The organism is Candidatus Velamenicoccus archaeovorus (assembly GCF_004102945.1).
GTDB classification, from domain to species: Bacteria; Omnitrophota; Gorgyraeia; order Velamenicoccales; family Velamenicoccaceae; genus Velamenicoccus; species Velamenicoccus archaeovorus.
In genome coordinates this window covers 673865-692512 of sequence record NZ_CP019384.1, presented here as the reverse complement: position 1 = coordinate 692512, position 18648 = coordinate 673865, and the positions used below count along the sequence as shown (strand labels likewise).

Here is an 18648-nt window from a genome sequence, read left to right as displayed (position 1 = left end):
CCGAAGGTCGGCTTGGCCGGCCGGAGAGGAAATTTACAAGTGTTCAAGCGAGGAGTCAACGTTTATTCCTTCATTTTGCCTATAAGAGGTTTCTTTTCCCGTTCAAAATGAACTCCGCAGCCTGCCTCAAAATTATCACAGGAGAATTTTGAGGCGCTCAGGCAAGGAGCAGGTTTTCGTTCCTTCATCTTGCCTATGGTTGATATTTTCCTTACACCTGGCCCTATCGGAAGGACCACACATTGCCTCATCGGACTGACAAGTGCACCACCTTCTGTGGCGGTGCGCCGCTTCCTGCGGCGCAAAATGGGTCATTCTCTCCAGCCATGAGATGCCCTCTCCGCAATCATTCTGGCGATCTGGGCCAAATCATCGTCTGCGGCAACTTTAATCCATTCGATCCCGGGCTCCCGGCGAAACCACGTCATCTGCCTTTTGGCAAAATGTCTCGTGTTGCGCTTCATCAGCCGCACAGCCTCCTCCAATCCATATTGTCCTTTGAGGAAACCTTCTATCTCCCGTACCCCGATGCACTGTGATGCTGTTCGGCCCAGGCACCGTCTCAAGAGACGCCGGACCTCATCCAGCAGGCCGCCATGGACCATAAAATCCACCCTCTGATCAATACGGGCATACAAATCCGCTCGGTCCCTTTCCAGGCCGAAGATGCGCACGTCATAAGCCACAATCAACCCCTGCCTTTTTTGTTGGAGTTCCGAGATCGGCCGGCGCGTCATCTCAAAAACCTCAAGGGCGCGGATGAGTCTTTTGGTGTCATGGACATGGATGCGGCCGGCGGCCTGAGGATCCACCTGGCCGAGGCGCTGGTGCAGAAAAGAATTCCCTTTTTCGACAGCCAGATGCATCAGCGAAGAACGAATTTCAGCCGAAGATCTCTCTTCAAAGATCCCATGAATAAGAGAGCGGACATAAAGGCCTGTCCCTCCCACAACGACGGGGACCTTCTTTCTTTTGACGCTCTCCCTGACCTTCCGCGCGGCGGCAAGGCAGAATGCGGCAACGCTGTATTCTTTTGACGGCGGGACCACATCAAGAAGATGGTAAGGATATTTCCTGCGCAAAGACACAACCAGCTTATCCGTCACAATATCCATGCCCTTATAGATCTGCATGGAATCTGCGGAGATATATTCACAAGGCAGGTATCGGGACAGGTTCAGCCCCACCTGCGTCTTGCCTGAGCCCGTCGGGCCGACGATAAAAATGACGACCGGTTTTTTCATAAAAAAAGGATTACCGGCCCAAAACCGATAACCCCTGCTCCTTCGTTCTGTCGCTACGAGACTTCCCTTTGCAACATCAGCTCCAAGACGCTCGGTCACTCCAAAGGAAAAACCTTGGCAAGGAATCCGTCCAACTCCAATTTCCTTTTGGCTTCCTCAGCCTCTTTCTGTGTCGCATAGCGGCCGACGCGGATACGACACAGTTTTTTACCGGACAACATGCACAGGACGGAATAAACATTGTATCCCTTCGCCTTAAGCTGATTGATGCACTCCTGCGCATTATCGAAATTGGTGAATGCGCCGACCTGCACCGTATAATAAAACCCGGATCCCTGGAGGCGGCGCGCGTCTTTGGCCTCAAAAGAAAGGGGAAATTCCTTCTGGAGCTTGTCGTAATATTTCCTGAAAGACGCCTGGTCACCCTGTTTAAGGTATATCTCTGCAAGGCGGAAATAAAGGGTCGCGCGCCGCCTAGGCGACGGGTCTGTGCGCAAGAACTGTTCATAAATCTTCAAGGCTTCGGTGTAATTCTCCTGCAAAAACTCGATGTCCCCAAGCCCCATATAGGCATCCTCATAATAAGGAGACCTGCTATACTGGTCGACGATGGCCCGGAAGTTCTTCTTGGCAGTCAGGAAATCAAAGAGGTTGACATAGCTGGCACCCGTCAGATAATTGGCCTGGGAGATAACCTCCGGATTGTCAGGATGCTCTTTGACTGCTTTGGCGCATTCGTCGATCGCCTGCACATACTGCCTCTTCAAAAACAAAAGTTGCGCCTTATCCAAGACGCCCTCTGCCTGCGCCGCGGCGCAAGCCGTCACCCAAACCGACAACAGCGCCCCGAGGACCGGGGCAAAGATAATATTATGCCTTTTTCGCATGTTTCTTTAAGGATTGAGAGATGCTTTTCTGGAGCTCCAGCAGTTCTGCATGCCTGCGTTTCTTGGCGGCCTGCGGGACGTCGTCGGGGAACTCCGCGGCCTTCGTGTGCGGCCGCGTGGAATACTTAAAGATAAAAGCCGAATCAAAACGCACGCTTTTGACCAGATCGTGCGTTGCGCGGAAATCCTCCTCGCTTTCGCCCGGAAATCCCACGATAAAGTCCGAGCTCAATTCCCCATTATATACAATGGAGCGGTAGAGGTCTACAAGTTCGCGATATTTTTCAGCCGTATACCCCCGGTTCATCATGGCCAGGACCCTGTCCGACCCTGATTGGGCCGGCACGTGGAGATATTTCCTGACAACGGGGATATCCCGCATGGCCTCAAACAATTCTTTTTTTGTGTCTTTCGGATGCGAAGTGATAAACGACAAACTCTTGAGCCCTTTGACCTTGGCGACTTTCTCCAACAATTCCGGAAATCCGCAAACTCTGTCCTCCCTGCCTGTCCGGCAGGCAGGTGTACTCTGTTCTCCCTGCCTGTCCGGCAGGCAGGTGTACTCTGTGCCATAGGCGCTGACATTTTGTCCAAGGAGGGTGATGCTGGTTATGCCGGCATCAACAGCCGCCCGGGCTTCCCTGACGATCTCATCTGCCGGCCTGTGGCGCAGACGGCCCCGCACATACGGCACGACGCAATAGGAACAGAAATTGTCGCATCCCTCGGAGACGACGATATACGCATGGTCTTTTTTGTCATAAAAGCCGGTGTGATAAATCTCCTCTGCGCGCGCACGCTCCTTCACCGCTAAGACATTCTTGGTGCGCAGCGCTTCCTCAAGATATAGCGCGATGTTATCGATTTCACTCGGGCCAACGACAAGATCAACAGCCGGGACGCGTTTTTTGATATCAGCCTGATAACTCTGGGCCATGCAGCCAAGAACGCCGATCAAGGGCCGGTTTTTTTTGCGCGACAAAAGTCCGATGCCCGACCAGACCCGCTGCTCCGCATGGTCCCGCACCGAACACGTATTAAACAAGACCACATCCGCCTTCTTCGGATCATCCGTCATCTCGTAGCCTTCCGCCGACAACAGGCCCTTGACGACCTCGGAATCCCGGACGTTCATCTGACATCCGAAGGTGCGCAAAAGCACACGTAGCTTCTTCGGGCTTTTGCCTCCGGAATCGCCTGTATTGTCGTCTTTTCGTTCGTTTTCAACCATTTCATCCCCTCTTCATAGCAAGTCTTCCAAGGCTCATTCAACTCAAACTTCACGATTTCCTGATTCTGGATAGTAATCGACTTAAAGACAATCCGCATGAACGTCTTTATAAGGTAGTCCAATTGGTGATTGTCGCTTTCGGGCGTACTGCGCAACCTTAAAAGGAAATCCTGCGTCGCTTTCACCAAATTGACGGAATTGCGCTTGTCCAGAATCTTAAGATGAATGGCCTTGATATCCTGCTTTAGTTTTTTCTCCTCATTACTTAAAAGCTCGGCTCTGTCCTTATAAAGCCCCATATTTATTTTGTCTTCTGAAAATAATTCGTATATAGCCCTTTGCTTCTCCACGTTCTTTTTAAGAAGCGCTTCCTTCTCCTCCAACTGCTCCATATATACCCGCTCCGGCTCAGAAGCGTTAAGCCGAATCATGTCGCCTAATTCTTCCAGCACGTGAAGATTTTTTCTAATAACTTCAACGATATCCCAGACCTGCTTATTGATAGCATCAGCAGTCACGGATTTATTGTTGCACTTAATATACCGAATCCCTCTAGACGAACATCTATACCACGGACGCCTCATTTTGGTGCGGTGATTAACGATATGCGTCATCCCGCGATAATTACCGCCGCATTCATTGCATTTTAATATACCGGAAAGATGATAAACATTATTCCTGAATCTAACTATGCCATTAGTGCGGTTTCGCTTGAGAAGCGTGGAAGCCTCGTCAAACTCCCTTTGCGAAATAATCGGCTCGTGCGTATTCGGGACCTCGATGATCTTGGAAGGATCATTCTTGATATAGCAATATCCCTTTCCCTCGCCATTTTTAGTCTTGATCTTTGTATCGTAACGCCGCTTATTCCAGACCAGCATTCCCAAATACACTTTATTTTTAAGGATATCCGAGATGAATTTAGTATAAAACTTCCCGCCCTGCCGCGAAGGGATACCAAGCATGTAATAATGCCCGGCAATCTGCGAAGTGCTCTTGCCATTTATATACATCGAGAAAATTTCTTTGACGATTTTCGCTTCTTCAGGGTGGACTTCCAGTTTCTTGGCTTCCTTATTATAACGATAGCCATACGGCGCGTAACGCGCTCCCTGCCAATGCCCCCGCTTAACACCTACAACCATACCCGGAAAAACGCGCTCAACTAAACGATTACGCTCAAATTCCGCGCAACTGCCAAGCATTTGAATCGCCATTTTGCCCGCGCTCGATGTAGTATCAAACGGCTCAGTCGCTGATTTATAGCCAACACCCAAAGAATCAATCTCCTCAAGCAATCCTAACAGATCCTTGAGCCGACGACTTAAGCGATCTTGTTTATACACCAAGACCAAATCAAACTGCTTATTGCGGGCATCGAAGAGAAGCCTCTGTAATGCCGGTCTATCCATATTGCCGCCGGAATAGCCGTCATCCATATAAACATCCCGGCCCGACATACTGCAAAAAACATCCCAGCCGAAGTTCTTCGCATATTGCAAAAGATACGTTCTCTGCACCTCCAGCGAAAATCCTTCGCGAGCTTGATCCTCTGTGCTAACTCTTGTGTATAACGCTACCCTCATTAGTATCCTTTAGTGTCTCCCGCCATTCTTTAATCTTGGCGATACACTCGTCCGTAAACACGGGCCAGTCTTTGTAGTCGCGCTTGGGCTTAACCCAACCCTTGCGGATCCAATTGATCATGGTCTGCCGGTGAACACCCAGCTTTTTTGCCGTCTCTGTCATGGTGTAAGTTTTCATAATTGGCACCCTCTAAGATTAGTGCCCAGTATACCGTATTATACAACCCTATACAAGGGTTTTCTTCTCCGCGTCATACGAGGACAGGAACATTTTTGACAACAACTCAATGCCTTCAAAAAAGGATTTACGCGCCTCCTGAATCTCAATGCTGGATAGGCCGCGGCCTTTTAGCTTTATCTCTAAAGCATCCCAGCCCCTAAGGCTAACCGCCTGATCATTATTTGTGCGTACATCCTTGCTCATTTTCACCGCTACCCATTAGGACATTAGGACATTTTTCGTGTCGTATGATGTCCGGTTTCACTGACATACTGACATAACTCGTGTCAGTGAATGTCAGTCAAAACACCCCTCAAAACCATCGAAATACCCAAAAATTGACACTTTTTCCGCAAAAAATGCCTGTTTTGAGCCTTCCTGACCACATTTTGACGCTCTCCGGATAACCCCATATGACATGACATCACTTTTTCAAAATTTTAGATCACTGACAAACTGCGCCTCGCCCGACCCTCACCCGACACCGGCTGCCAAGGACCCGTAAACAAAATGCGTGCGGAGGAGGGCGGAAGGTGTCGCCCTCTGCCAGACGCATTTATCTGGCAAAACTTTCGCGATGGAAGAAGTTAACAAGAACATCGATCCGGTTCCTCCGCATTAGATTGTTACTCAGCAACCAACTCTACCTGCTCCACTGGCTTTGCGGGCTCAGGCCGATATTTTTTCATAAGGTTATTAATCTCCTGCTCGAGGTCGAAATGCGATACCCAGTGATCCCTGACACGGATATCCTCCTCGATATCTGCCGTTGTCGGCCTGCGAAGCTCGGCGATACCCTTTTCTTTCTCAGCATGAAAAATACTGTGCGGCTCTGTTCCTAAACTGGGGCTAAACGCGGGGTAATCTTCCAAATGCCGTCGGGTAGTCTCTGGATGACCGTAGATAGCAAATGCTAAGGCAAACAACCGGCCCTTCGCCTTCCACAGATCGAGGATCAACGTCTCCTTCTCTCTGTTCATGGCTTTACGGTCTTCGATGAGCCTTTTCATCTCTTCGTCCCGCTTCTCCGTCAACGCTTCCTCCATTTTCGTCTTGAGTTTAGCGAGGCTCTCGGCAACGACATCGAGATTGATATTGCATTCCTCCAACGCCAAATCCGCTAGCTTCACAGCCTCGGGATTAATCCTCTCGCCGCACATAACCCGGCTTCTGATTTCTTTTGCTTTCTCTTTAGCTTCAGTTTTTTCCTGCTCGCAGAGCTTCTGCTTTTCTTCAAGCGCCACAATCTGCTCGGCGATCTCTTCCGGCGTGCTTTTGCCCTTTAACACGTTTAAAAAATTCAGTTTCATTTTTCGTTCCTCCTGTATTTGTTGATTTGAATTACTATTCTTCTGCCTTGGTTTTTACGTTTGCCTACATCTTTCACCTCCCCTTTTTCTACCCTCTGAACGTTGTGAACATTGACTACCCTTATTTTTCTAACTGCCTCTAATGACCCCCTACAAGGGGCTTTCCCTCTTTCTCTTTTCTTTTTTAGAAAAGGAAAGAAACGACATTCACAATATTCATGAATCCCACATCCTCTTGTAGATTATGAGGATAATCCGTGACCAAAGCTGTGAACGTAGCCCGTCCACAGTCACAATGGTCACACCTTTAATACGGCCTTGGATCGTCTTCATCACAAAAATCCTTTCCTTGTTCACCTTCATTCACGCCTTCGTTCACACTGCCTTTAAAAAGCGAATTACCCTTTATCCTGCGTAAGATAACCAGCTTCCTGCCGGTACCGGCTTCACGCTTTTCCGGACGTAAAATATCAATGCCCACACTGCGCATAACCGGAGCGATGCGCATAAGCTCTGAACCAAGTGCCCGGGCGTTGCCGGGTAGCGTCTTATCAAAACCGGTTTCCGGCTTAATGCTCTCAAGCAGTGTGGTCGCAGAACCCGCCCACTCGCCTCCGTTTGACTCCACAAGATAGACCAACTTTTGCGCGAATGTGCTCTCTTCTGCGGTGTCCTCCCATTTATGATCAACCGATTGCTGATACCGCTTAAAAAATTCCTCCCGGGAGAATCCCAAATGCTGTGACAACGCCGCACCCCACTGCGCGAAATCCGACATCCTAAAACGCTCATGCCCGGACACACCGTCAATAACTGCCATTGCGTTTGAAATTGCCGAAAAGAAACCGCCGAGAATACCGGGAAGCGAAGCCCGCCATTCGTAAGCGATGACTTTCTCCGGCCTTGTCTCTTTTAAGATTGGTATATCGAAGATAACTGAACGGTCTAATAGATCCGGACGGCATATAGCACTGCCGATACCGTTTAAAACGAAACATCGGCGATAGGTCCTGATGAATTCCTCATCATTGGTGTAAAGCGATCGCTTCATATCTCCCTCGCCTGTTACTGCCCGGCATAAAAAATCACTGAACCACTCAGACACGCGAGAAAAATTGTCGAAATTATTCAACCAGTGTTTATCCGCGATCATCTGCGCCTGCTCTAAATCCTTAGGCACAGAAATGGACATCACCTTGGAAGGATCGCACAAACTTTTAATGAGCCGGGAGTTGTTGGACTTGCCTGTTCCCTGCTCGCCGATTTGCACCGGTATGACATGGGGAATGTCGGGAATAAAAAATGCCGCTACCACGGTCATAAAAAGGCAAGCGTCATCCTTACTGATATTGCAAAACTCCAATAGCTTTTTAGGATCGCAACCCTTGACCGGCATAACCTGCTCTGCCTGATGCGGATATCTCTTAAATATCGGCGGCAAGAAAACCACCTCCCAGCCGTCTTTGGTAATAACCACCCCGCGCCAATCTTTGGTCGTAAGGTCATAATAAATAGCCCCGTCATGCCAGCCGACACGGTTATAAAGCTCGACTTGCCTTCCACCTTCACACTTCGCCTCTATCTGGACTTTCGCCTGCTTTATGGCTTCGCTTCCCGGAGGATGGCCAAAATCCTCACGGTAACGCATAGCGCAATAATTCCTGAAACGGGAACTGCTTGTTTGACAAATCTCAAGATGTTTATCAAACGGCAGAACAACGTAAGGATTGCCCTGCTGGTCGCGCAGATATTCGCTAACCGTTTCTTCGCAATCTCGGGTGATGATTTCGCCTTGGGTGAGTTTCTTCTGTTTTGGAGATCTTGACGCGTCAAACACGTTTTCGGCATCTTGGACGGCTTTCTCAATAACGCTCTGCCCGTAAGTCCTACCGTCACCAAAATGCCTTTCATCCCACTTAGGTCTCATAAGGCCCGACTGCCGGAATAATAAATCCATACGTCCGGTGTCTTTGCCTGTCCAAAAGGCCAGTTTGTTACACAACGCCAGATCCGCTTCGCTTTGAGACGGGTAATCGTTCTGCCACTGACCTGAATATAAACGCTGAAATTTCCCTGCGTCTTGGCTCTTGGCAATTACGGCGAAAATGTCATCCGAAGGCCCTTTATCTACAAACCGGCTGAATATCGTTTTAAGTGCATCAGTGCAATCGTTAATTTCTGCCGGATAATTTTCAAGGCGATTGCCGGTAACGGTAAAAAATCTGCCCTTGGTATAAATCTCAAGGCCGATCTTTGAAATTTTGCAGGCCCGAGCGATTTCACCTTTACAAAGAATATGAATGCCGGTGCCGCTAGGCGAATACTCGGAATATGAGTTAAGCGCATTTAAAATATCCAACGCATACGGCGCGATCACGCCATCTTTCATACAGTGGTCAATATCCACACCCACATACGGCGGCTGAAACATAAAACCAATACCCGCATAATTGCGCTGAACCGCTAAGTCAACAGCGGTTTCATAATCCGCCCAAGTTGCCGAGTTATTACTTTTGGCAGGCGCGCCCGTCATAACGTTCATCGGGATCTTATCTATTCGGCCGTTGTTCTGTCTGGTGACGTAGCCCACCCACGCCTTTTGAGATCTAATCTCGGCCGGAATGATTAAAGATATCTTGTTAAAATCTAATCTTGCTGTTTGCATCGCCACATCCGTGTTTCGTTAAGTATTTTTCGTAATTTCCGGTTATTGCTGGGAACACTACAGGTAAAAAGCCAAATCTCGATCTCCGAGGCGCGAAACATGACTTCTCCGTTGGGAAGCCGAAAATGCGGAATAAGCCAATTATTCACCAGATAATCAATCTGGCTTCGCTTTAGATTGAGATGGGTCATAAGCCGTTCAACGGTCAACAAACTTTCCATGTGATATCCTCCTCGCGAATTTCTTTTCTACTTGAAGTTTATCACTGAAAAAAACACGCCTTCCCAGCTTTACCCAAAATTACCCAAATTTTTACAATGATTGTGCTTAAAAAAGAAAAAACGCCCTAAGGCGTTTTAGTGAGGATTACTGCTATTTTTTGTACGGGATTGTTACTGAGAGGAATCCTGATCGTCAGCGGTAGGAAGCTCTTCAACGGCGATCTGCCATTTACTGCCGATCTTGCGGGCTAACAACTGATTATTCTCAAGCCAGTTTTGCATGGTCTTACGGCTTATATTAAATACCTTTGCCCAATGCGTTATGGGATACGGACTTGACCAGCCGCTACGCGGGATTAATTTCGGCCTGATTTTGAACTCAGAAGACATTATCCTGTTTCTTGCGCCCATAATGCGGTGCATCATCCCAAGTTGCATATCTTTCGTCTTTTCACACCATTCAGCATAGCCTCCGGGAAGCCACGTTGGAAGCTCAGGAATAACCGGTGTTTCATTCGGTCCGAATAGATATTCTATAATGGGGATAGCCGCTTGATTGGCTTCCTGATAAAGATTTCCCAAGTCAGGCTTTTTTACTTTATGCTTCTTTAGCGTTTTCTCATACTTGTGGAATACATCATCTTTTGTCAGCCAATCATAGGAATCGATTGATGAAAGACCGAGCCTTTCAATAGTCAACACCCACTCACTGGAGGCCTTCTCATACGCTGACCACTTTTTCCAGAACTCCGTAACGCAGTCGAGTTTATTTTTTTTATCCATAACGAGTTATCCTATAGCGATAGCAAATTATAAATCCAAATTCTCCCAGTTATCATTACTGGTCGATAATTCCTTGCCGTCTTTATTAAAAGAAATCCAACGGCCCGTAAACTTACGAGGATCAGTGTTTGTGACGATCCCGCCGAATAGATTTTTGCCTTTCTTATTCTGCTCTTTGATATAGGCGTTAAGTCCATCAATCTTCGTCCCAGCCACCTGCCGAGTTAAACCCGACTTTGTATCGAAAAGGCCCGTTGAACCGTCTTTCATTTGGACAATAAAATCAACGTAGAATGGCTTCCTGTCGCCGTTTTCCTGATAAGGCACAGCGAAGTAAACCGCGTCCCGGTCGCCATTCTTAAACCACCAATGAATGCGCCCTTGCTTTTCAAGAAAACTGATAAACGCCATCTCTATGACAGAAGTCTCATTGCAAAAGAACGGTTGCATTATTGATTTCAACTTGTGATCAATCTCCGTATAGGCCGAGCTGTAACTTATACTTTCCGGAACATCCCAGCTATCGTCATAATCAAGTTCTTTTTCCCGCTTTGAGACATGATCCAGATACCTTGTCTTAGTCTGGTCGATAATATTGACGAAATGCTGAATATTATCCTCATTAAGTACCATCTCGACGATTTCTTCCTGCACGTCCTCATATTTCATGTCCAGCATCTGGTCAAAAAAATAGTAGATAGCTTCTTTCAACCTGCCGATTGATCGGTCTTCCGGATGAAACGGAGAAAGATTTTTCCGCACGAAATAGTCAAAATACTTTTGCAGATCAAATCCGGTCATCTTGATACCTTTGTCACCGGCAATTTTCTGCCCCACGAGAGCGTCAACACTTTCCGCTTTATAATCTGAGATGAAATTTACACTCAAGCCTTTAGATTTCTTTTGTATTTTCTTGGCAAGGCCGTAAGCGCTAGCTTCCTGCAAGAAGACTTTAATAAATAACGTGGATAATCTTGTCTTTTCACGATGCCTCTTTGAATGGCAGGACGGCAGGCCCAAAGGCGTATAATCCCCACGACGCCGGGACGTGTGGACGGTAATATAGTCTCTGGCGATATCCTCTTGGATTTCTATATCGTCCAGATTGGTAAAGATGTATCCGTAATTCAAAATCTCATTCGTGTAATGCCCATAATCCGGATCGGGCATACGCATGATCCTGCCGATAGTCTGGATTGAAAAAACAATGCTTTTCCAGTCACGAAACAATACCAGTATATGGGCCCGGGGACAATCCCAGCCAAGAGCGAGAGCCTGCTTAAAAATTAAGACTTCCGCTTCACTGTCTGCTTTTGAGATATTTTCTAAATTTTCATGGTCTCCTGAGAGATGAATTGCCAACTTGCCGTTTTCGGTCGTTATTTTGTGCTTGTCCTTTAGAATCGCTATAACCTTGTCTTTTACCACGTCTTCAAGACTGGTATGACGATCCGGCAACTGCACAAGCACCAGAGGGTTAATGTCTACCTTTTCCTTTTCGTAGGCTTCCTTGAGGGCTTTTCTTTTTTTTAGGGCAAGCTCGATAACCAATTCTTCGGATTGTTTGCTTAATTGGCTTTGCACCTTGGCGTCTTTTATGACGTTATTAAACTCTGGATTGAGTACGACGGCCTTTTTGATCATGCCTTCGGCCTTGACGTCTTCCAACTGGACAGAAACGATCTCATCCGGACTTTCCAAGACCGGCGTGGCCGAGACCTCAATCGTCAATTTAGGGTTAATGTCCCGGATTAAATTTTGCGATATTTCGCTTGTGGCGTGATGATGGCTTTCATCGATAATGAGAATGATCGTCCGACCTTCTTCCCGGGTGTTGGCAAGAACACTGGTCAGGTTATTGTCCTGCTCATTATCCCGGATATAAATATTGCCTTCTTTATTGATGCTCTCCCAGTTAAAGAAAAGAATTTCGTTTTGATCAATACGCTTGTCGTCCAAATCCTCAAAGAATGAGCACCTCAGGGCCCGGCTTGGCTCATAATAAGAATCCAACTTGTCCCTGCTCTGCCCGTGCAACTGACGTGGAGCTGTCCAGATAAACGAAAGCGGAGCTTTAACCTCCTTATCCTCGCATAACTGCTTTAAAAACTCAGCCACCATTACAGTTTTGCCCGAGCCGGTCGGAGCCTTAAAAATCAGCTTTTTATTATCGGAGTAAGTAAACAGCTTCTTGGATTTACCCAAAAGCTCATTGATGGCGTTAATTTGATAGTTTTTAAGTCGCATTATTTAAAAATTCTCCTGTAAACCCGTAAGATGACTTCGGGAATGGGCGACAGCTTGACCTTCTGCTTAATATCCTTAAATTCATCCTCGAAAGAATCATCCCCGAGCGAAAAGACATATACGCTGAATTTGCCCTTTAACTTGGCAATGGCTTCCTTGAAATCAGGAATCGCTATCTGGTCAAAGATTATGCCGGTGTAGTGGTTGGTATTCTTATAAATCTTAAACGCCTTTTTGCTCGTTATCTTCTCGAAGGTGCTTTCCTTGAGGCAGAGCATCTCCGTGGCCATCTCGGTCAATTTCTTTTTATTCTTATCGGTAGAATCAGCGTTAACGAAGTCCGTGCGGAAATACTTCAGGTTTCCACCAAGGCCCTCAACCTTTTCACCCTTGGAATCCTTGTAACCAGTAATGGCTTTCTTTATACGAGGATAACAAACATCGGAACAAATATTATTTTCATTATTAGTACATATTATAAACCGGCGGGAACCGGCATCATTATTATTTAACTCCAATACCGCATGTCCTGTGGTTCCAGAACCGGCGAAGAAATCCAGAACAACAGAATCTTTTTTTGTAGTTAGTTTAAGAATATCGATCAATAAATAAAGCGACTTAGGATAGTCAAATATATTTTTCCCAAGCATCCTCTTTAACAAATTAGTGCCATGAAATTCGGATTGATACTTTTGATCCAGCCAAACATTCTTCAGCACTTGTTGCTCTCGATATTTATGATAAATTGTAACTTTATCATTATCTTTTTTTGCAGTAAAATAGTCGCCATCGTTGAGCTGATCAAACGTTTCTTTTATATTCTTCCATGCCATTTCTTTGCCATTATTGGTAATAGGGTATATTTCGTGATACCCAGCAATTTTCTCAGATGTTATATGGGTTAAATCTTTACTAACGAATATAGGATACCAATTTAACGGCCTATTTTCTCTTGACCAAACGGTTCTTGCACGCATAAACGGTTCCAGCCTATATTTGCCCTGTTCATCCTCTAAATCAAAAGTGAGCTGGACTTCTTCATTTAGAGCAACCTTGTTAAAACTTACCCGGTCTATATTGCGCGCATAAATCAACATAAACTCGCTATTTTCTGAAAAGAATTTTGATTGATTACGCCCTTTAGGATTATGCAAAACCGTAACCAATCCAAGCCTATTGTTCTCTCCGAAAATTTCGTCCAGCAATAAACCTATTGTATACAATTCATTATTATCAATAGCGCAAATCAAAAAACCGTCACTTGGCAACAACTTATAAGCAAGCCTCAGTCGTTTGCTCATAAACGATAACCACTTACTGTGTCTATAAGCGTCGTCTTTCTCTACGTAATTATTGTTATATCGCCAAGTTTTAGCCCCCGTGTTATAAGGTGGATCGATATAAATAACATCAATTTTACCTGGGTGCGTGTAGTTCAAAACCGACAAGGCATGATAATTGTCACCCTCAATCAGGATATTTGTGGGATCGTGAGGCCCATCGGAAATTTCCTTGTCCTCGACATCCACCAAGACAGGCAATTTCGTCTTGCAAAGTTCTGCGACATCCTCGGGTTTATCCTCCCAAAGTAGCCCGAACTTCTTCCCTTTTTTCAGGCGCTTAATCTCGGCAATTAACTGCTCTTTAGACAAAGTGCTGTATGCGCTCATATTTTTTTCTTGCTCCCGGTCTTGCCCTTCAAAAACTTCTCAATCTGAAATTGTTGAATTTTGCTGGGCTTGGTCTTGTTGTTAAACCATCGATTGACGGTCACAAAAGACACGCCAAGCTGTTCTGCGAGGGCCTGTTGAGTGATCTTATTATCCAAGCGGTAGGAATCGAGTTCTTTGATTAAATCCATATTTAACATTTTATATCATCTTATAAATAAAGCAAGATATTTGTCAGAAATGCCGTAAATTTGTGCCGGGATGGACATTTGCGCGTCCATCCATGTCCATCAAAATGCCCTTTTTCGGCCTTCCCGGGAGTCCCTAAAACACCCCTAAAATCGCCTATTTCCCGTCGCTGGACGCTCATTTTGGCCGGGTTGACCACTTATGCCCAAACCCCAAAAGTGATGGACATGGACATCGATTTTTTTAACCACTATCACTGGCTCCTTGCGCCTCGCCCGACCCTCACCCAAGCCCCCTTCCAAGGACCCAGTGCCACTTAACAACATATTTCGTAAATACAAGAATCCTCCCGCAATAAGGCATTACGGAAGGATTCTTGTAAAAACATTACTTCTTTCTCTTTTTAGCCTTCTTCTTATTTGCGACCTTATCCCCCATCGGTTCTCACCCCCCTTCTATTTTTTAACGCTTATAATATCAAGAGAGATCTTCGCCGTTCGCTTCCGGTTGATAAATGATTTTTTCAACCTGCAGTTTCGCAACACCTGCAGGCACTTTCCATTCAATAATATCCCCAACGCTATATCCGAGTAATGCCGTACCAATCGGCGCTAAGATTGAAACTCTCCCCTGACTAGCATCGGCCTGATCGGGGAAAACCAATTGATACGTTATTTCTTCTTTTGTGTTTAAATCTCGCAAATGAACTTCCGAGCTCATCGTGATAATGTCCTGCGGAATATCTTGAGATTTTATGATTTTGCCCCTGTTCAGCTCAGCTTCTAAATCCTGCAAATACTTCTCTTCTTCTTTTTTAAATTGTCTCGCAACCATTATCAATTCCCGTAATCTTCTCATATCATTATCGGTAATATATATAGTTTTACTTGTCATTTTTACCCCCTCCCTTTTTATCCAACAACACGGTTGACATTCATTACAAAAAGAATACCTTGTCCCGGCTCTTTTAAGTTACCATGTTTTTCCAGTACTTTGATGAGTTTCTCTCTGTTAACATCCAGCGTCAGAAGAATTAAAATCTCTCTACATGAACCAATCTGTAAACCAATTGTGCGTCTACCAGCTTCTGTACACAGCCCCTTACCGGAAAGCACAGTAGCGCCAAAAATCCCAGTGTCTTTAAGGACTGGCATTATTGCCTTTATTTTTCCTTTCGGAAGAATAGCCACAATCAGTTTAAGCATCCCGAACCTCTTTCTCTTCATCATTTCATATCCCCTTTAACTTGTTTTAAATATCCAGCCAATAGATCTCATCGACCAATCTGATATGTTCTAGCATCTTCCGAAAGTTTATAAAAACCAAGGCTCAAACCGTAACATTAAATTTTATGCCAAATTATCATTCGGATTACGGTATAAGCCTGAAAATAATCGAATTCAGCAATAGGCCTCCAGTGTTTTTCTGGGATTGCAGGAGGCCCATTGATCCATGAAGGTTTATCGTCCCTTTCGTTTTTTACCTTTTTTTGATCGCCACATAATCCCCATTGCCATTCACCTCCTTTCAAGGTCAATGTCGGACAGCTTATTAAACGTTTAATACTTCTTTCACCCTTCGTTTAATATATTCCATATTAAAAGGCTGATATACCCACTCTTGCACCCCCAATTCAATTAACTTCTCTTTGCCTCTGATATCTTGTAACGATGACACCACAATAACGCAGGTCCTTAAGCTCATCTTTTTGATTTGCCGCATTATACTTTCGCAATACTCAATCGTCGTTGTAACCCCAACAATAACCATATCCACGCGCTTTTGAGCTAACAACTCAAATATTTCCGAATGGCTGGACAGAGAAACCGTATGATAGCCGGATTTTTCCAGAAGCTCTCTAAAGCCCTGGCCGGGATCATAGTATTTTTGAGCGATCAAAATGGTCAGTTTCGTTCCAATTTTATAGTCCTGCCTCTGTCTAAATAACCGGATTAAGACGCGCCACACCTCTGACATCCTCAATGGTATAAAAAGCACCTTGATCAAATTTCTTTATTATGCCTAAAACGTTATCTAACAACTTGCGCCGGACAATGACAAAAACAATCTTCACCGGCCCCGCTGTCCCCTGTCCGTCAATCGTCGTTGCGCCGTATCCTTTGGAACGAAAATATCTCAATAAACTAGCCGGATTTTTATTCGTTATAAACTGGACAGCTAAATTGCCTATGGCGATTTTTCGTTCGATTGTAATACCTACAAAAGTGCCCATACTAAAGCCGCCCGCAAAAGCGATATAGCTGATCGGGTTATTCAAATTCTGCATAATTTGCGATATGCCGATAAGCCAAACAAGCATCTCAAAAAATCCAATAATAGCAGCTAATGCCCTTATCCCTCGGCTGACAAAAATAATCCTGACAGCAGCCATACTGACGTCTGCCGCCCGCGCGAGAAAAATTAAAATAGGAATCAATATTGGAACAAAATCATTTTGCGGAATAACAAAAGACATGTCTAAAATACCTCCTTTTTAATTCTCGCTACTTAACACTGGCTAAGTTATTTTTCCCTTATGGACTCCTGGAATCCTATAGGCCACCCAGTTTTTAATTGATAAAACACACACCTTATAAAACTACCACGGCAATGTTCTTCCTGTCGTTTCTCACTGGGAGAAAAGGCATTACTCGATACTCCTTCGCAAAAATTATTCCTTTCTTTCGATATAAAATACGGACACATGATTAATTTCCTCTGCCAACATTAAGAATGCGCTCAACTTTCTCTATGAGGATGCTGACACCTTCCGTTTTATCAAAATAATCGTCCGCTTCTTTGATTAAAGACTGCTGATCATCTTTCGGAAAGACGCTGGACACTATGATTTTTGCCGGAGGAGTCCTTCTCTTGATGCTTTCATAAACTTTCATGCCGGTTTTTTTAGAAAGTGCAATATCAAGAATAACTAATCCAATACCCCGCTCTTTATCAAACAATTCCAGCCCCGATTCTCCATCTTCAGCTTCCAAGGTGCGGTATCCAAGACCCTCCAATTGACTACTGAACAACTTTCTTATTTTGAATTCATCTTCGATAATAAGTATCGTGTTTAACGGCATTAAACTGCGCGCAACTTTCTTGATTTTCTCAAGCAAAATATCGACACCTTGAGCTTTGTCATAGTACTCTGCGGCATCTTTCATTATTTCCCGCTGTTCTTCAACAGGATAAACGCTCGTTACAATCACTTTTATACTCTTATGAAATACCTGCATAAGATCAAACAATACGCTTCCATAAACATGAGGAAGGTTGATGTCCAGCAGGATAATATCAAAATGTTTTCTAAGTAAAATTTCGCTGGCTTGCACGGCGTCAGAAACGCTTACCACTGCATACCCTTCGCTTTCAAGCAATTCCGCATGTAACTTTCGCACCTTGTCCTCATCTTCAACTATCAATATCCTCATCATTTAGAATTCCCGTCTTTTATTCGTTTAATAAGCAGCAGTAAGGCTGGGAAAGCGTAAAATTGCGAATAATTCTCAAATCTTGGCAATATTCACAGTGTGCGTAGCAATATCTCTTACGCTCTGAATAATAAATAATAAAACAGTTTCGCCTCTCACCGTCGATTCTGCTGTTTTATTTGTCTCTATTAACTCATCCTGTCTACGGCTGCATATCTTTTTTAGTGTCAGGCTTGTTAAAACAGTTTTCTTCGCTAACGCCGTGTCTTGTTTTAAAAATGAAATGACCGAATCCCAAACTATATTTTGAAAAATTATAGCGAATTGAGAAATATTGATTTTATCCTTGTCAGGGATATTTGTATTCAAGCTTAATAAGCTCTCCGCAATACCGGCGGTTAAGTCCGTAATTTGTTTTAATTCGCTACTAATGTTTATGCTTGAAGAGATGAATTTCAAGACACTGTCCTCGGGGTGATATTGTCTAACGATATTAGTAAAATATTCTTCGTAAGCGACGCAAAGAACCCTTATTTTTTTGTTATTATCTATTATCTCTTGCGTATTCTCGGCATCAAAACGCATCAGAACGCCAGAAATGTTTCTTATTGCCTCCTGCGTCAAACGGCAAATTTGAAGTAAATCATCGTTTAATTTCCGAAGTTCTTTCTCAATGGCTATCATTAAAACATCCTCCGTATTCATCCAATAATTGCGCAATAACCAAACTAAAATATTCATGCCTCATCACTTTTTGATCCCCGCACGGATTTGATAATAATGGACTTCATTTGTAATTGATAGAGTGGGCAATTCATAAATTTACCGACACAATATTGTCTTTTGCGTTTGATGTTGGGGCGAAATAAACCGTCTCCGTAACATCCGCAATGACCAATCGGTCTTGTAGCAACAAAATAAGGACACATGATGCATTTCCTCTTAATAAGCAGCAACCCCT

Annotated in this window: 18 protein-coding genes; all 18 read right to left on the bottom strand. The window is 44.8% G+C overall.

What is annotated here, in order from left to right:
- Window positions 1–311: 311 nt before the first annotated feature.
- Complete coding sequence (miaA, locus tag BU251_RS02840; protein ID WP_128699391.1) at window positions 312–1244, bottom strand: tRNA (adenosine(37)-N6)-dimethylallyltransferase MiaA; 933 nt, start codon at window positions 1242–1244, stop codon at window positions 312–314.
- Window positions 1245–1339: 95 nt separating this feature from the next.
- On the bottom strand, window positions 1340–2131 hold the full coding sequence (locus BU251_RS02835) for an SPOR domain-containing protein (protein ID WP_128699390.1): 792 nt from the start codon (window positions 2129–2131) through the stop codon (window positions 1340–1342).
- Window positions 2115–3362: a tRNA (N6-isopentenyl adenosine(37)-C2)-methylthiotransferase MiaB gene (gene miaB, locus BU251_RS02830; protein ID WP_128699389.1), complete on the bottom strand. Its 1248-nt coding sequence runs from the start codon at window positions 3360–3362 to the stop codon at window positions 2115–2117. The genes BU251_RS02835 and miaB overlap by 17 nt, the downstream gene beginning before the upstream one ends.
- Window positions 3263–4948: a recombinase family protein gene (locus BU251_RS02825; RefSeq protein WP_128699388.1), complete on the bottom strand. Its 1686-nt coding sequence runs from the start codon at window positions 4946–4948 to the stop codon at window positions 3263–3265. Before BU251_RS02825 ends, miaB begins: the two co-directional genes overlap by 100 nt.
- A complete protein-coding gene (locus BU251_RS02820) occupies window positions 4920–5126 on the bottom strand; it encodes a MerR family transcriptional regulator (RefSeq protein WP_128699387.1) in 207 nt (68 codons plus the stop codon). Before BU251_RS02820 ends, BU251_RS02825 begins: the two co-directional genes overlap by 29 nt.
- A gap of 48 nt (window positions 5127–5174) precedes the next feature.
- Complete coding sequence (locus tag BU251_RS02815) at window positions 5175–5372, bottom strand: hypothetical protein (protein WP_164908836.1); 198 nt, start codon at window positions 5370–5372, stop codon at window positions 5175–5177.
- 422 nt (window positions 5373–5794) lie between these two features.
- Entirely contained in the window at window positions 5795–6478 is a 684-nt protein-coding gene (locus tag BU251_RS02810) for a hypothetical protein (RefSeq protein ID WP_128699385.1), read from the bottom strand.
- A 307-nt stretch (window positions 6479–6785) separates the two neighbouring features.
- A complete protein-coding gene (locus BU251_RS02805; protein WP_128699384.1) occupies window positions 6786–9143 on the bottom strand; it encodes a phage NrS-1 polymerase family protein in 2358 nt (785 codons plus the stop codon).
- A gap of 392 nt (window positions 9144–9535) precedes the next feature.
- Window positions 9536–10147: a helix-turn-helix domain-containing protein gene (locus tag BU251_RS02800; RefSeq protein WP_128699383.1), complete on the bottom strand. Its 612-nt coding sequence runs from the start codon at window positions 10145–10147 to the stop codon at window positions 9536–9538.
- A gap of 27 nt (window positions 10148–10174) precedes the next feature.
- A complete protein-coding gene (locus tag BU251_RS02795; RefSeq protein ID WP_128699382.1) occupies window positions 10175–12394 on the bottom strand; it encodes a DEAD/DEAH box helicase in 2220 nt (739 codons plus the stop codon).
- Complete coding sequence (locus tag BU251_RS02790; RefSeq protein WP_128699381.1) at window positions 12394–14064, bottom strand: site-specific DNA-methyltransferase; 1671 nt, start codon at window positions 14062–14064, stop codon at window positions 12394–12396. Before BU251_RS02790 ends, BU251_RS02795 begins: the two co-directional genes overlap by 1 nt.
- Window positions 14061–14255 carry a helix-turn-helix transcriptional regulator gene (locus tag BU251_RS02785; RefSeq protein WP_228767839.1) on the bottom strand — a complete coding sequence of 65 codons (195 nt, stop codon included), beginning with the start codon at window positions 14253–14255 and terminating at the stop codon, window positions 14061–14063. The genes BU251_RS02790 and BU251_RS02785 overlap by 4 nt, the downstream gene beginning before the upstream one ends.
- 475 nt (window positions 14256–14730) lie before the next feature.
- Window positions 14731–15147: a nucleoside diphosphate kinase regulator gene (gene rnk, locus BU251_RS02780; protein ID WP_128699379.1), complete on the bottom strand. Its 417-nt coding sequence runs from the start codon at window positions 15145–15147 to the stop codon at window positions 14731–14733.
- 17 nt (window positions 15148–15164) lie between these two features.
- The gene (locus BU251_RS02775; protein WP_128699378.1) at window positions 15165–15482 is read right to left on the bottom strand and encodes a P-II family nitrogen regulator; all 318 of its coding nucleotides are present in this window, start codon (window positions 15480–15482) and stop codon (window positions 15165–15167) included.
- Window positions 15483–15804: 322 nt separating this feature from the next.
- Complete coding sequence (locus tag BU251_RS02770; protein WP_164908835.1) at window positions 15805–16221, bottom strand: response regulator; 417 nt, start codon at window positions 16219–16221, stop codon at window positions 15805–15807.
- Window positions 16193–16729: a DUF2179 domain-containing protein gene (locus BU251_RS02765; RefSeq protein WP_128699376.1), complete on the bottom strand. Its 537-nt coding sequence runs from the start codon at window positions 16727–16729 to the stop codon at window positions 16193–16195. The genes BU251_RS02770 and BU251_RS02765 overlap by 29 nt, the downstream gene beginning before the upstream one ends.
- Before the next feature lie 232 nt (window positions 16730–16961).
- The gene (locus BU251_RS02760; RefSeq protein ID WP_128699375.1) at window positions 16962–17690 is read right to left on the bottom strand and encodes a response regulator; all 729 of its coding nucleotides are present in this window, start codon (window positions 17688–17690) and stop codon (window positions 16962–16964) included.
- Window positions 17691–17762: 72 nt separating this feature from the next.
- Entirely contained in the window at window positions 17763–18428 is a 666-nt protein-coding gene (locus BU251_RS02755; RefSeq protein WP_128699374.1) for a PhoU domain-containing protein, read from the bottom strand.
- Between the last annotated feature and the right edge of the window lie 220 nt (window positions 18429–18648).

Excerpts from the sequence above, each read along its gene's own strand:
- BU251_RS02790 (WP_128699381.1), bottom strand. The coding sequence starts at position 14,064 with ATGAGCGCATACAGCACTTTGTCTAAAGAGCAGTTAATTGCCGAGATT.
- BU251_RS02785 (WP_228767839.1), bottom strand. The coding sequence starts at position 14,255 with ATGGATTTAATCAAAGAACTCGATTCCTACCGCTTGGATAATAAGATC.
- BU251_RS02800 (WP_128699383.1), bottom strand. The coding sequence starts at position 10,147 with ATGGATAAAAAAAATAAACTCGACTGCGTTACGGAGTTCTGGAAAAAG.
- miaB (WP_128699389.1), bottom strand. The coding sequence starts at position 3,362 with ATGGTTGAAAACGAACGAAAAGACGACAATACAGGCGATTCCGGAGGC.
- BU251_RS02755 (WP_128699374.1), bottom strand. The coding sequence starts at position 18,428 with ATGAATATTTTAGTTTGGTTATTGCGCAATTATTGGATGAATACGGAG.
- BU251_RS02765 (WP_128699376.1), bottom strand. The coding sequence starts at position 16,729 with ATGTCTTTTGTTATTCCGCAAAATGATTTTGTTCCAATATTGATTCCT.
- BU251_RS02825 (WP_128699388.1), bottom strand. The coding sequence starts at position 4,948 with ATGAGGGTAGCGTTATACACAAGAGTTAGCACAGAGGATCAAGCTCGC.
- BU251_RS02835 (WP_128699390.1), bottom strand. The coding sequence starts at position 2,131 with ATGCGAAAAAGGCATAATATTATCTTTGCCCCGGTCCTCGGGGCGCTG.
- BU251_RS02775 (WP_128699378.1), bottom strand. The coding sequence starts at position 15,482 with ATGATGAAGAGAAAGAGGTTCGGGATGCTTAAACTGATTGTGGCTATT.
- BU251_RS02810 (WP_128699385.1), bottom strand. The coding sequence starts at position 6,478 with ATGAAACTGAATTTTTTAAACGTGTTAAAGGGCAAAAGCACGCCGGAA.
- BU251_RS02795 (WP_128699382.1), bottom strand. The coding sequence starts at position 12,394 with ATGCGACTTAAAAACTATCAAATTAACGCCATCAATGAGCTTTTGGGT.
- miaA (WP_128699391.1), bottom strand. The coding sequence starts at position 1,244 with ATGAAAAAACCGGTCGTCATTTTTATCGTCGGCCCGACGGGCTCAGGC.
- BU251_RS02805 (WP_128699384.1), bottom strand. The coding sequence starts at position 9,143 with ATGCAAACAGCAAGATTAGATTTTAACAAGATATCTTTAATCATTCCG.
- BU251_RS02820 (WP_128699387.1), bottom strand. The coding sequence starts at position 5,126 with ATGAAAACTTACACCATGACAGAGACGGCAAAAAAGCTGGGTGTTCAC.
- BU251_RS02815 (WP_164908836.1), bottom strand. The coding sequence starts at position 5,372 with ATGAGCAAGGATGTACGCACAAATAATGATCAGGCGGTTAGCCTTAGG.
- BU251_RS02760 (WP_128699375.1), bottom strand. The coding sequence starts at position 17,690 with ATGATGAGGATATTGATAGTTGAAGATGAGGACAAGGTGCGAAAGTTA.
- rnk (WP_128699379.1), bottom strand. The coding sequence starts at position 15,147 with ATGACAAGTAAAACTATATATATTACCGATAATGATATGAGAAGATTA.